The organism is Halomonas sp. ML-15, assembly GCF_014779595.1.
Taxonomy (GTDB): domain Bacteria; phylum Pseudomonadota; class Gammaproteobacteria; order Pseudomonadales; family Halomonadaceae; genus Franzmannia.
In genome coordinates, this window is record NZ_JACXZT010000010.1 from 251455 (window position 1) to 264300 (window position 12846).

General features: G+C 64.8%; 12 protein-coding genes and 7 tRNA genes. 14 read left to right on the forward strand and 5 right to left on the reverse strand.

The features are described from left to right. The first annotated feature begins 106 nt into the window (after nt 1–106). Entirely contained in the window at nt 107–2320 is a 2214-nt protein-coding gene (rlmKL, locus tag IEI94_RS08135) for a bifunctional 23S rRNA (guanine(2069)-N(7))-methyltransferase RlmK/23S rRNA (guanine(2445)-N(2))-methyltransferase RlmL (protein WP_191166801.1), read from the forward strand. Beyond that, the gene (locus IEI94_RS08140; RefSeq protein ID WP_191166802.1) at nt 2317–2664 is read left to right on the forward strand and encodes a glutaredoxin family protein; all 348 of its coding nucleotides are present in this window, start codon (nt 2317–2319) and stop codon (nt 2662–2664) included. Before rlmKL ends, IEI94_RS08140 begins: the two co-directional genes overlap by 4 nt. A gap of 10 nt (nt 2665–2674) precedes the next feature. On the opposite strand, the gene IEI94_RS08145 is transcribed toward IEI94_RS08140, so the two are convergent. Beyond that, on the reverse strand, nt 2675–2956 hold the full coding sequence (locus IEI94_RS08145; RefSeq protein ID WP_191166803.1) for a hypothetical protein: 282 nt from the start codon (nt 2954–2956) through the stop codon (nt 2675–2677). 123 nt (nt 2957–3079) lie between these two features. On the opposite strand from IEI94_RS08145, the gene pdxB reads away from it, so the two are divergent. Next, on the forward strand, nt 3080–4234 hold the full coding sequence (gene pdxB / locus IEI94_RS08150; protein ID WP_191166804.1) for a 4-phosphoerythronate dehydrogenase PdxB: 1155 nt from the start codon (nt 3080–3082) through the stop codon (nt 4232–4234). Nucleotides 4235–4316: 82 nt separating this feature from the next. Here the strand turns inward: pdxB and htpX are convergent, their stop codons facing one another. From htpX to msrB, 4 genes are all read right to left on the reverse strand, one after another. Continuing rightward, nucleotides 4317–5219 carry a protease HtpX gene (gene htpX / locus IEI94_RS08155; protein WP_191166805.1) on the reverse strand — a complete coding sequence of 301 codons (903 nt, stop codon included), beginning with the start codon at nt 5217–5219 and terminating at the stop codon, nt 4317–4319. A 92-nt stretch (nt 5220–5311) separates the two neighbouring features. Further along, on the reverse strand, nt 5312–6538 hold the full coding sequence (locus tag IEI94_RS08160; RefSeq protein ID WP_191166806.1) for a pyridoxal phosphate-dependent aminotransferase: 1227 nt from the start codon (nt 6536–6538) through the stop codon (nt 5312–5314). Between the two features lie 46 nt (nt 6539–6584). After that, nucleotides 6585–7538 carry a ribosome biogenesis GTPase YlqF gene (ylqF, locus tag IEI94_RS08165; RefSeq protein WP_191166807.1) on the reverse strand — a complete coding sequence of 318 codons (954 nt, stop codon included), beginning with the start codon at nt 7536–7538 and terminating at the stop codon, nt 6585–6587. 86 nt (nt 7539–7624) lie between these two features. Further along, nucleotides 7625–8026: a peptide-methionine (R)-S-oxide reductase MsrB gene (gene msrB, locus IEI94_RS08170; protein WP_191166808.1), complete on the reverse strand. Its 402-nt coding sequence runs from the start codon at nt 8024–8026 to the stop codon at nt 7625–7627. A 184-nt stretch (nt 8027–8210) separates the two neighbouring features. On the opposite strand from msrB, the gene IEI94_RS08175 reads away from it, so the two are divergent. From IEI94_RS08175 to IEI94_RS08225, 11 genes are all read left to right on the forward strand, one after another. Continuing rightward, nucleotides 8211–8286, forward strand: a tRNA-Glu gene (locus IEI94_RS08175). A 42-nt stretch (nt 8287–8328) separates the two neighbouring features. Further along, a tRNA-Gly gene (locus IEI94_RS08180) sits at nt 8329–8403 on the forward strand. 16 nt (nt 8404–8419) lie between these two features. Beyond that, nucleotides 8420–8495 (forward strand) — tRNA-Glu (locus IEI94_RS08185). Nucleotides 8496–8522: 27 nt separating this feature from the next. Beyond that, nucleotides 8523–8597: transfer RNA gene (locus IEI94_RS08190), tRNA-Gly, on the forward strand. A 3-nt stretch (nt 8598–8600) separates the two neighbouring features. Next, nucleotides 8601–8676, forward strand: a tRNA-Glu gene (locus IEI94_RS08195). Nucleotides 8677–8697: 21 nt separating this feature from the next. After that, nucleotides 8698–8772 (forward strand) — tRNA-Gly (locus tag IEI94_RS08200). A gap of 247 nt (nt 8773–9019) precedes the next feature. Next, nucleotides 9020–9985: an ABC transporter ATP-binding protein gene (locus tag IEI94_RS08205; RefSeq protein ID WP_191166809.1), complete on the forward strand. Its 966-nt coding sequence runs from the start codon at nt 9020–9022 to the stop codon at nt 9983–9985. Then, a complete protein-coding gene (locus tag IEI94_RS08210; protein WP_191166810.1) occupies nt 9982–10755 on the forward strand; it encodes an ABC transporter permease in 774 nt (257 codons plus the stop codon). Before IEI94_RS08205 ends, IEI94_RS08210 begins: the two co-directional genes overlap by 4 nt. Before the next feature lie 2 nt (nt 10756–10757). After that, on the forward strand, nt 10758–11588 hold the full coding sequence (gene queF / locus IEI94_RS08215) for an NADPH-dependent 7-cyano-7-deazaguanine reductase QueF (protein ID WP_191166811.1): 831 nt from the start codon (nt 10758–10760) through the stop codon (nt 11586–11588). A gap of 52 nt (nt 11589–11640) precedes the next feature. Further along, nucleotides 11641–12201 (forward strand): nitroreductase family protein, encoded by a 561-nt coding sequence (locus tag IEI94_RS08220; RefSeq protein ID WP_191166812.1) that lies wholly within the window; start codon nt 11641–11643, stop codon nt 12199–12201. 171 nt (nt 12202–12372) lie between these two features. Further along, nucleotides 12373–12460 (forward strand) — tRNA-Ser (locus IEI94_RS08225). Nucleotides 12461–12846 lie beyond the last annotated feature (386 nt).

Below are 12846 nucleotides of genomic sequence, written 5' to 3' on the forward strand. Positions count from 1 at the left end.
ATCTAGTTCATGATGCGGGGCCTTGTCGAGCCGCGATTTGGCATAAGGCCATTATCAGATTGACACTACAGGAATATGACCGGCACCAGAGCCATGGCACTTTTTTATGACTGATCTTCAACTAGCTGATAGCCATCATCTTTTTGTCACCTGTCCGTGGGGTATCGAGGGGCTGCTGGCAGATGAGCTCAGCGCGCTTGGCGCGCGGGTCGACAAGACTACCGTGGCTGGCGTGCACGCCAGCGGCTCCCTCGAAGTGGCCTATCGGCTCTGCCTATGGTCGCGACTGGCCAATCGGGTGGTGCTGTGCCTGGCCCGGGAAGAGGGCATCGAACATCCCGAACAGCTCGCCGCCTGCGCCGCGGTACTGCCCTGGGCGCAGCACTGGCGGCCGGGAACGACCCTGGCGGTGGACTTTCACGGCCAGTCAGAGCATATCCGGCACACCCGTTTCGGCGCCCAGACCGTCAAAGATGGGGTGGTCGAGGCGCTGCGCGCCGCTGGTGTCGGGCGCCCGGATATCGCCCCCAAGGCGCCGGATCTGCGTCTCTATGCTCACCTGCACCGTGGTCGCCTTACCCTGGGCATCGATCTGGCTGGAGAGAGCCTGCACAAGCGCGGCTACCGCCGCGAGCTTGGCCACGCTCCGCTCAAGGAGAATCTCGCCGCCGCGCTGCTGATGCGCGTCGACTGGCCGACCAGGGCCAAGGCCGGTGAGGCGCTGGTCGACCCGCTGTGTGGTGCTGGTACCCTGGTCATCGAAGCGGCGCTGATGGCCGCCGATGTGGCGCCGGGGCTGGCGCGGGAGCGCTTCGGTTTTCACGGCTGGGCCGGCCACGACGCGGCGCTGTGGGCCGAGCTCAAGCGCGAGGCCGAGGCCCGCGCCAGCATCGGTCGCAAGCGCTGCAAGAGCGCCCTGTTCGGCTTCGATCAGAGCCCGCCGGCGATCGCCGCGGCCCAGGCCAACGCCATGCGCGCCGGGATTCCGGCGCCGATCACCTTCAGCGGCGGCGCGGTAAACCAGCTGACGCGCCCCGCGGCGCTGTCTGAGGAGACCCCGGGCCTGGTCATCACCAACCCGCCCTACGGCGAGCGTATCGGCGAGCTGCCCGAGCTGGTGCCGCTGTATGCCGCAATAGGCGAGCGCTGTCGGCGTGCCTTCCCGGGCTGGACCCTGGCGCTGTTCACCGGCAACCCGGACCTTGGCCACCGCACCGGGCTGCGCGCCGTCAAGCAGTACGCCTTCAAGAACGGTCCCCTGGACTGCAAGCTGCTGCTGATGCCGCTGCCCCAGGCCGAGCCGGGGGAGCCGCAGACGCCGAGAACTTCCACCGAGGCCGACGACGTCCCGCGGCGCAGCGAGGGCGCGCAGATGTTCGCCAATCGCCTGGAGAAGAACCGTAAACGTCTCAAGAAGTGGCTAAAGCAGCGCGGTGAGTCCTGCTACCGGCTCTACGATGCCGATATGCCCGAGTACGCCCTGGCCATCGACGTCTACGCCGAGCGCGTGCACGTGCAGGAGTACGCGCCGCCGAAGACGGTCAACGCCGCTCAGGCCCAGCGCCGCCTGCACGACGCCTTGCAGGTGATTCCCGAGGTGCTCGGCGTGCGCCCCGAGCATGTCTACGTCAAGCAGCGTGAGCGTCAGAGCGGGCGCGCCCAGTACCAGAAGCAGGCTGCCAGCGGCGAGCGCTTCGAGGTGCGCGAGGGGCGGGCGCGGCTGTGGGTCAACCTGCGCGACTACCTGGACACCGGGCTGTTCCTCGATCACCGTCCGGTGCGGCGACTGCTCGCCGAGCTGGCCCCCGGTGCGCGCTTCCTCAACCTGTTCTGCTATACCGCCACGGCGACCGTTCACGCCGCACTGGGCACCGAGCAGCAGGGCGGCGCCAGCGATAGCGTCAGCGTCGACCTGTCGAATACCTACCTGGAGTGGGCGCGGGACAACTTCGCGCTCAACCGTCTCGATCCGAGCCGCCATCGGGTGGTGCGCGACGACTGCCTGCGTTGGCTGGAAACCGCCGGCAGCGAGTTCGACCTGATCTTCATGGACCCGCCGACCTTCTCCAACTCCAAGAAGATGGACACGACCCTGGATATCCAGCGCGACCACGGTCGTCTGATACGCCTGGCCATGGCGCGTCTGGCAACCGACGGCACCCTGGTGTTCTCCAACAACCAGCGCAAGTTCGTGCTCGATGACGATCTCGCTGCGGCCTACGCGGTGGAGGATATCTCGGCCAAGACCTTCGATCCCGACTTCGCGCGCCGCCCGGATATCCATCACGTCTTCACGATCCGCCATCGGGAGGGCGCATGATTCGGCTACGGCTCTACACCACCCTGGGCTGCCATCTGTGCAGCCAGCTCGAAGCGCTCTTGACCGAACTGAGCCGTGAGCCGGTGACCCTCGAGCATATCGAAATCAGCGAAGACGACGCCTTGATGGCGCGCTATGGGGTGCGGATTCCGGTGCTCGCCGATGACCAGGGCGAGGAGCTCGATCGCGGCTTCGACCCGGCGCGACTGGCGGCCTGGCTGGAGGCGCGCGGCTGGCTGGATGCCGGCGCCTGGGAGGCCTTGCAGCGGCAGCTGTATGGCCAGCCGGCCCCCTCCGAGGCTAAGGGAGCCGTGATGCGCGGTGGGCGGCGCTACCTGGGCTAGCGCTCGGCGCTTACAGCGCCTCCAGCAGCGATAGCTGGCGCACGGCGTCGCGCCCCTCGGGGGAGTCGGCCTGCACCTCCAGCACCTTGCGAAAGCCGCGTGAAGTCTGGATATGGCCGACGTCGTCGAGCCACATCATCGCCTGCGTATAGTCGTCGGCCAACTGATGCTTGAGCCCTCCGAACTGGGTGCCGATCTGGCCCCAGGCGCGGCTGAAAATCCAGTCGCCAAACATGTCTTGATGGATATGCACCAGCACGTAGTCATGCTCACTCTCCCAGCGGACGATCATCGAGGCTCCTGCAAATGGTTGGCGAGCGAGGCGCTCGGTGGTGATGAGCATGCTATTGTAACGGCGCTATTGTCGTAGCCATAGCGCTATGGCTGTACGTTAATCGCTTATTGAGAGGCCTGTATGCGGGTGATCGTGGATGCCAATATTCCCGCCGCCGAGCACTGCTTTGGTGAACTGGGCGAGGTGCTGGCGCTGCCTGGTCGCGAGATCGAAGCGGCGAACCTAGCTGGCGCCGAGGCGTTAATTGTACGCTCCATCACCCGGGTCGATGAGGCCTTGCTGGATGCCGCCCATCGCGCCGGCGCCCGGCTGCGCTTTGTTGGCACCTGCACTATTGGCACTGACCATATCGATCAGGCAACCCTGGCCGCTCGCGGCATCGGTTTCGCCAGTGCCCCCGGCTGCAACGCCGAGGCGGTGGTCGACTATGTGCTGTCGAGTCTTGTGCTGCTGGCCGAGCGCGACGGGGCCGCCCTCGATCAGCGGCGGGTGGGTATCGTCGGCGCCGGTAACGTGGGCGAGCGCCTTTACCAGCGGCTGACGGCGCTGGGGCTTGATTGCCGCCGCTGCGACCCTCCCCGCGCCGAGGCCGAGCCGCAGACGCACTTCTACGGGCTGGACGAGCTCTGCCAGTGGGCCGACGTGCTCTGTCTGCACACCCCGCTGGTGCACAGCGGCCCGTATGCCACCCATCACCTGCTGGACGCCGAGCGGCTTGCCGCACTGAGGCCTGGCTCCTGGCTACTCAATGCCGGTCGCGGCGACTGCTTGGATGGTGCTGCGCTGCGCCAGCGGCTGGCTACGGCAGGCGATCTGCGCGCGGTGCTCGATGTCTGGGAAGGGGAACCGGCTATCGATGAGCAGCTGTGGCAGTTGGCGGAGATCGCCACGCCGCATATCGCCGGCCATAGCCTGGATGGCAAGCTGCGCGGTACTCAGCAGGTCTATGCCGCCGCGCTGGGTTACTTTGGACTGCCGGTGGGGCTGCGATTCGACGACCTGGCGCCGCCGCCGCCGCTACCGCGTCTTGAGCTGGGGAGTGGGCTGCCGCCCTGGGAGGCGCTGCGGCTGTGCATGCGCGCCGTCTATGACGTGCGCCGCGACCATGACGGTCTGGCACGGATGGTCGCCACTCATGGCATGGCCAAGGGCTTCGATGCCTGGCGCGCCAACTATCCGCTGCGCCGCGAGTTTGCCACCCTGGAGATCGCTATGGGGGCCGGCGGCCGGCCACTGGCACCGCTGCTCGCCGCAGCGGGGTTCCGAGTCAGCTGAGGCGCGCAGCGCGGCAACGCAAACGGGCTCACCCATGGGTGAGCCCGTTCCGCGAGTGGCCAAAGGGTAGGGCAGTGACGCCTTACTGCCGGTAGGCCGCCTCCTTGAGGGCGCGGATGCGGTCGTCGAGAGGCGGGTGGCTGGCGAACATCCGCTCCATCAGCGACTTGGTCTGGCCCTTGGTGATGGCCATGGCGCGCAGCGTATCCGGCATCTGGTCAGGCAGCTCGGTCTCGGCCTTGAGGCGGGCCAGGGCGTTGATCATCGCCCCGGAACCGGCCAGCTGTGCGCCGGCGGCGTCGGCGCGGTATTCGCGGAAGCGCGAGAACCAGGCGACGATCGCCGAGGCGACGATGCCGAACACGATCTCGGCCACGATCACCACCGCAAAGTAGCCCATAAAGCCCAGCCCGGCACCGTCGGTGCGGCTTTTCAGGAAGCTGTCCACCAGGTGGGCGACGATGCGCGCGAAGAACATCACGAAGGTATTCACCACGCCCTGGATCAGCGCCAGGGTGACCATGTCGCCGTTGGCCACATGGCCGATCTCGTGGGCCAGCACCGCGCGCACTTCCTCCGGGCGCATGCGGTTGAGCAGGCCCGCCGAAACGGCGACCAGGGCGTCGTTCCTGTTCCAGCCGGTGGCGAAGGCGTTGGACTGCTGAGCCGGGAAGATGCCGACCTCCGGGGTCTTGATGCCCGCCTCGCGAGACAGCTCCTCGACGGTGTCGAGCAGCCACTTCTCGGTACTGTTCGATGGCTGCTCGATGACCACCGTGCCGGTGCTGCGCTTGGCCATCCACTTGGAGATGAACAGCGAGATCATCGAGCCGGCCATGCCGAAAATAAAGCAGAAGATCAGCAGTGAGTTCATGTTCAGGCCTTGGGCGTTGAGGTAGGGCTCAACGCCGAGCAACCTGAGGGTGATACTGGCGACCAGGATCACACCCAGGTTGGTGGCCAGGAAAAGCAGGATTCTCATCATGTTACGCGGTCTCCGGCAAGAAACGACAAATTAGCTGTGGATTAGATACGGCCACCGGACTGGGGTTTCAAGCGTCAGTGGCGTTTTATGGTTCATTGACGATAGCGCGACAGGAAACTGCCGAACCGCTCCAGGGCATCGTCGAGCTGCTCGGCCCACGGCAGGGTGACGATGCGCACGTGGTCCGGCTCCGGCCAGTTGAAGGCGGTGCCCTGGACCAGCAGGATCTTCTCCTGCAGCAGCAGGTCGAGCACCAGCTGCTGGTCGTCGTGGATGTTGAATACCTTGGGGTCGAGGCGCGGGAAGGCGTAGAGCGCCCCCTTGGGCGTGGTGCAGGATACCCCGGGAATGGCGTTGAGCTTCTCCACGGTAATATCGCGCTGGGCACGCAGCCGCCCACCGGGCAGGATCAGGTCGTTGATCGACTGGTAGCCGCCCAGCGCGGTCTGGATGGCGTGCTGGGCCGGTACGTTGGCACACAGGCGCATCGAGGCGAGCATGGTCAGACCCTGGATATAGTCGGCGGCGCGCTGCTTGGCGACGCTGCCGGAGAGGATCATCCAGCCGGAGCGAAAGCCGGCGCAGCGGTAGCTCTTGGAGAGCCCGTTCATGGTCACCACCAGCTGGTCGTCACTGGCCAGGGCGCCGGTGGAGACGTGCTCGACCTCGTCGTAGAGGATCTTGTCGTAGATCTCGTCGGAGAACACCACCAGGTCGTGCTCCCGGGCGATGTCGAGCAGCTCGCTGATCACCGCCGGCGGATATACCGCCCCTGTGGGGTTGTTGGGGTTGATCAGCACGATGGCGCGGGTATGGCTGGTGACCTTGGCGCGAATATCGGCCATGTCCGGCGCCCAGTCGGCCTGCTCGTCGCACAGGTAGTGCACCGGGCGGCCGCCGGAGAGATTGGCGGCGGCGGTCCATAGCGGATAGTCGGGGGCCGGGATCAGCACCTCGTCGCCGTCGTTGAGCAGCGCCTGCATGGCCATCACGATCAGCTCCGAGACGCCGTTGCCGACGTAGATGTCCTCGATGCCGACGCCGGGGATCTGCTTGCGCTGGCACTCCTGCATGATCGCCTTGCGCGCCGAATAGAGCCCCTTGGAGTCGCAGTAGCCCTGGGCGGTGGGCAGGTTGCGCATCACGTCCTGGAGGATCTCCTCCGGCGCCTCGAAGCCGAACGGCGCGGGGTTGCCGATATTGAGCTTGAGGATGCGCTGACCTTCCTCTTCCAGGCGCTTGGCGTGGTCGAGCACCGGGCCGCGGATGTCGTAGCAGACGTTGTGGAGCTTGTGCGATTTCCTGATTGGGGTGTCCATGGGGTGTCCGAAAGTGCGTCCAGTAGTGGGGCCCTTGAGGGGCGTCTTATGGGGTATCGGTGATATCCGGATTGTCGTCTTCGACGGGCGGCAGGGGGATGTCTGCCGGGGTCTCGAGCGTGACGGGGCCGAGCTTGCCGTCGCGCAGCTCATGCAGCAGCACTTCGGCGCCGCGGTGCAGGTCGACCTCGCCGCCGGATCTCAGGCCGCCGCGCTTGGCGGCGATCTCGGCGATAATGGCCGTGCCATCGAAGCCGGCCAGTGCCAGGAAGTCGGGGCGTTCCGGGCCGTCGGCCTCGACCCGCGCCGCCTCAGGATTGGCGGTATAGGCGGGCAGCGCCTTGAGCTTGTAGCGTGCGGTGATCGCCTCGGGATAGCGCTTGGCCAGCTCGGCAGCGGTGACCACCGCCACATCGAGATAGTCGATGGCGGTATCGCGGATCGCGCCGCTGGCCGCCAGGCGGTAGGCGCTGGCCTGGTCCTCGATCTTCGGCCACAGCACCCCAGGGGTGTCGATCAGCGCCACACGACCATCGATGCGCACCCGCTGCTGGCGCTTGGTCACCGCCGGCTCGTTGCCGGTCTTGGCGATCTTGCGGCCAGCCAGGCCGTTGATCAAGGTCGATTTACCCACGTTGGGAATGCCCATCACCATCACCCGCACATCGCGGTCGGCGCGGATATGGCCGGCCAGTTCGTGGCACAGCTTGGGGATGCGTTTGAGCTCGCGGGCGTTGGTGGTGGTGACCGCCAGGGCGCGGGTATCCGGCTGGGCGTCGAAGTGGGCGACCCACTCGGCGGTGCGTATCGGGTCAGCAAGGTCGGCCCGCGACAGGATCTTGAGCACCGGCTTGTGCTCGGTGAGCACGGCGAGCATCGGATTGGCACTGGAGTAGGGCAGGCGGGCGTCGAGCACTTCGAGCACCACGTCGATTTCTGGCAGCGCCTCCTTGATCTGGCGGCGCGCCTTGTTCATGTGTCCCGGGAACCAGCCGAGCATGGCCACTCTCCATCCGCGTGCAAAAGGCGACCATTCTAGCAGAGCTTGACGTAAGCGTGGGCCGGCAGGCACCGGCCCAGGTGGCGTCATTCGCCGTCGTGGAAGCTCAGCGATACCGAGTTGATGCAGTAGCGCAGGCCGGTGGTCTCGGGCGGGCCGTCCGGGAAGACATGGCCGAGGTGGGCGTTGCAATGGGCGCAGACCACCTCGGTGCGCTGCATGCCGTGGGAGTCGTCGACGTGTTCTTCCACGGCATGGACCCCCAGGGGGCGGTCAAAGCTCGGCCAACCGCAGCCGGCGTCGAACTTGTGCTCGTTCTCGAACAGTGGCGCCTGGCAGCACACGCAGTGGTAGATACCGTGGTCGTTGCTGACCTGATAGTCGCCGCTAAATGGCGGCTCGGTGCCTTTTTCGCGGGTGACGCGATACTGCTCCGGGGTGAGTTGGGCACGCCACTCGGCGTCGCTTTTCTCGACTTTGTTGCGCATGGCGGTTTCTCTCGCTACAGGTGTATCTCTCGTCATCAAACACCGCTCAGGGGGTGCCTGGCTAGTCCCGACACGGGTATTAATCAGCGTAGCTGGCCGGCCGGGAAAATCCCGCTTGGCCAGTCGCTTGACACTCTCATGGGCGCTCAGTAACATACGCGCCACCTCGATGAGGGAACGCCGCGTCCCATTCGTCTAGTGGTCCAGGACACCGCCCTTTCACGGCGGTAACAGGGGTTCGAACCCCCTATGGGACGCCACTTCTTCTTGTCAGGTGCCGGATGATCGGTAGTGCGGGCAGTGCGGGAATAGCTCAGTGGTAGAGCACAACCTTGCCAAGGTTGGGGTCGCGAGTTCGAATCTCGTTTCCCGCTCCAAGCCCACGCCCACTGCGTCCCATTCGTCTAGTGGTCCAGGACACCGCCCTTTCACGGCGGTAACAGGGGTTCGAACCCCCTATGGGACGCCACTCGATCATCGGTAGGCTGCGATACAGGCGGGAATAGCTCAGTGGTAGAGCATCGCCTTGCCAAGGCGAGGGTCGGGAGTTCGAATCTCCTTTCCCGCTCCATGCGTCCCATTCGTCTAGTGGTCCAGGACACCGCCCTTTCACGGCGGTAACAGGGGTTCGAACCCCCTATGGGACGCCACATCGCACCTCTCATCGTTATGCGGGAATAGCTCAGTGGTAGAGCACAACCTTGCCAAGGTTGGGGTCGCGAGTTCGAATCTCGTTTCCCGCTCCAAGCAAGACCCGAGCAGGCCAACGTTACGGTCGCGAGCTGGTGCGCCAGCCCGGTCGATCTCGTTTCCCGCTCCAAGCAAGACCCGAGCAGGCCAGCGTTACGGTCGCGAGCTGGTGCGCCAGCCCGGTCGATCTCGTTTCCCGCTCCAAAGAACGCCCCCCTTTACGGCTCTCCGAGATCTTGAATTCTCGGCGATCGCCCATATCTTTAGTTGCCTAATGATTCACCCATTTCCCGGGAGATTTCGATGGCCACACCGGCGCTGTCCATCCGTGGGCTGACCAAGGTCTACGGCAACGGTTTTCACGCCCTCAAGGGTATCGATCTCGACGTGCAGCAGGGCGACTTCTTCGCGCTGCTGGGCCCCAATGGGGCCGGCAAGTCCACTACCCTTGGTGTGGTCTGTTCGCTGGTGCAGAAGAGCGCCGGGCAACTCTCGATCTTCGGCATCGACACCGACCGCGATTTCGCCCGCGCCAAGTACCACCTCGGTGTGGTGCCCCAGGAGTTCAACTTCAACCAGTTCGAAAAGGTCATCGATATCGTCCTGGCCCAGGCTGGCTACTACGGTATGTCGCGCAGCGAGGCGTTGCCGCGAGCCAAGCGCCTGCTCGGCGACCTCGGCCTGTGGGACAAACGCGACGGTAGCGCGCGGATGCTGTCTGGCGGCATGAAGCGCCGGCTGATGATTGCCCGGGCGCTGATGCATCGTCCCAAGCTGCTGATCCTCGACGAGCCCACCGCCGGGGTGGATATCGAGCTGAGGCGCAGCATGTGGGAGTACCTGCGCCGCATCAACCGCGAGGAGGGCACCACCATCATTCTCACCACCCACTACCTCGAGGAAGCCGAGAGCCTGTGCCGCAACGTGGCGATAATCAACCACGGCGAGATCATTCGTAATACCAGCGTCAAGGCGCTGCTCACCGAGCTCGACACCGAGACCTTCCTGTTCGACCTCGCCGCCCCGCTGGATGCGGCGCCGCAGATCGCAGGCTTCGAGGTGCAGCAGGTCGACAGTGCCCAGCTCGCCGTGATGGTGCATCGTGGCCAGCGGCTCAATGACATCTTCGCCGCACTAGGCGCCCAGGGGATCGAGGTGGTGTCGATGCGCAACCGGGCCAACCGCCTCGAAGAGATGTTCGTGACCATGGTCGAGCAGGGCAATGCCGAGCTCGATCGTGTCGCCGCGGCAGCGGAGGCGCGGGCATGAACCCAACGCAGATCGCCATCGCGCTATGGACCCTGGTGCACAAGGAGATCAAGCGCTTCACGCGCATCTGGCCGCAGACCCTGCTGCCACCGTCGATCACCATGACCATGTACTTCATCATCTTCGGCAATCTGATCGGTCCGCGGATCGGTGCCATGGACGGCTTCACCTACATGGACTTTATCGTCCCTGGGCTGATCATGATGGCGGTGATCACCAACAGCTACTCCAACGTGGCGTCGAGCTTCTTCTCCAACAAGTTTCAGCGCTCCATCGAGGAGATGATGGTCTCGCCGATGCCCAACTGGGTGATCCTGGCCGGTTTCGTGCTGGGCGGCATGGCCCGTGGGCTGGGGGTGGGGCTGATCGTGACCATCGTGTCGCTATTCTTTACCCGCATCAGCATCGCCCATCCGCTGCTGACCATCTTCGTGGTGGTGCTGACCTCGGCGCTGTTCTCCATCGGCGGTTTCATCAACGCGCTGCTGGCCGACAAGTTCGATGATATCTCCATCGTGCCGACCTTTATTCTTACCCCGCTGACCTACCTGGGTGGGGTTTTCTATTCGATCTCGATGCTGCCGGCGCTGTGGCAGGCGGTATCGATGCTCAACCCGATCCTGTATATGGTCAACGTCTTCCGCTACGGCTTTCTCGGCGTGTCGGATATCCCGGTAGGCTGGGCGTTGAGCGCCATCTTGGCGTTCATCGTGGTGCTGTTCGGCATCGCGCTGTGGATGCTGGATCGCGGAAAAGGGATTAGGAGCTGACCATGCAACGACCCGAGACCCTCGCCAACGCCCCGCTGGGGCGCGAGTCCGCCTATCCAGAGCAGTACGACGCCGCGCTGCTCTACCCGATCCCTCGGGCGGCCAACCGCGGGCCGCTGGGCATCGAGGAGGGCGCCTTGCCGTTCGTCGGCGAGGATGAGTGGCACGCCTTCGAGGTCTCCTGGCTAAACGCCAGGGGTAAGCCGCTGGTCGCCGTGGCGCGCTTTCGGCTGCCGGCGGACTCGCCGAACCTGATCGAGTCCAAGTCCTGGAAGCTCTATCTCAATAGCTTCAACCAGACCCGTTTCGCCAGCCGCGGGGAGGTGATCACTACCCTTGAACGCGACCTGGGCGCTGCGGCCGGGGCAGCGGTCGAGGTGGCGCTGCTCGGCGTAGAGGATGAGACTCTGTCCCCACGCCCGCTGCCCGGCGAGTGCCTGGATGACCTGGATATCGCCATCGACGACTACACCCCGAGTGCCAGGCATCTGGTGGTGAGCGACGAGATCGTCGAGGAGACCCTGCATTCGCACCTGCTCAAGTCCAACTGCCCGGTGACCGGCCAGCCCGACTGGGGCAGCGTGCTGATCCGCTACCGCGGCCCCAAGCTCGACCGCGAGGGCCTGCTGCGCTATCTGATCGGCTATCGTCAGCACCAGGACTTCCACGAGCACTGTGTCGAGCATATCTTTACCGACCTGATGGCCCAGGCGCGTCCCGAGAAACTTCTGGTGCTGGCGCGCTACGTGCGCCGTGGCGGACTCGATATCTCGCCTTGGCGTGCAACCCCGGGGGAACGTCCCCCAGCGCCGCTGCGCCTGGCTCGGCAGTAAGCCACTGCGGTAAGCTGGCGTAATCGATATTGCCACCACAAGGAGAGGCCGAATGGATGCCATGACGCTGCTGCACGAGCGGAGTTCCATGGGCAAGCTGATGGGGCCGCCCCCCGACGCCGCCCAGTGCGAGGCGCTGTATCGTGCTGCCCTGCGAGCCCCCGATCACAAGGAGCTGACGCCGTGGCGTTTCATCGAGTTTTCCGGCAAGGGCCTCGACCGGCTCGGTGAGCTGTTCGCCGAAGCCGAGTACCGCGACGACCCCAACCGCGGCGATGAGGCGCTGAACGCCGCGCGCAAGAAGCCGCATCGGGCGCCGATGGTGATCGCGGTGATCGCCAAGGTCACCCCCGACTTGCCCAAGGTGCCGCCGGTGGAGCAGGTGATCTCCGCCGGCTGTGCTGCCCACGGCATCGTGCTGGCCGCTCATGCGCTGGGTCTTGGCGCGATGTGGCGCAGCGGCCATTACGCCTTCAACAGTACCGTGCGCAAAGGACTGGGGGTGGGTGAGCACGACGAGATCGTCGGTTTTCTCTACCTCGGCCAACTGGCCGGTCGCCACAAGCCATTGCCCGAGCGTGACCCGGCCGACTTCGTCGAGCGCTGGGACTAATCCGCTTGCTACGTCAGTCTCTTGGCCAGTTTCCGGGGGCTGAACCCGCCCCAGAGAGGCGGTAGCTCGGGGAAAACCGCTTGCAATCACAGGCTTGGCTCGTTACAGTATGCGCCGTTCTGACGCACCGGCAGCAGTCCACTAATGCCGCCCAGCGCAGAGCCACAATGCGGAGGGGTGTCCGAGTGGTCGAAGGAGCACGCCTGGAAAGTGTGTAAGTCGAAAGGCTTCGAGGGTTCGAATCCCTCCCCCTCCGCCACGAAATTTAGAAGGCGAATCAACATCTTATGTTGATTCGCCTTCTTCGTTTTTGAGTGTTGGACTCGGTGCTGGGAATGCTTAGAGGCCGAGGGGCTTCTCGATCAGGGCTGTGATGTGCACTGACGACCGACTTCAATGAGATGCTAGCCATTACACGGGGCAGTCAGAGGAACGGAGAGTTCAGCTATACTAATCGCCCTGGCTGTTGTAGATATCTTTTCCGGTGCGCCTCAACCGTGGGCAAGCAATGAACACATGGAGCCGGGTTCCAAACTGTGAGCGATTAAGGGACTTCGTCGAGTGCTACTGGTATCTGGAAGCACGCAACGCACCCCATGAGCCGGGACGAGCTGCGCCGCTTCTGCCACCCTCTGCACTATCCCA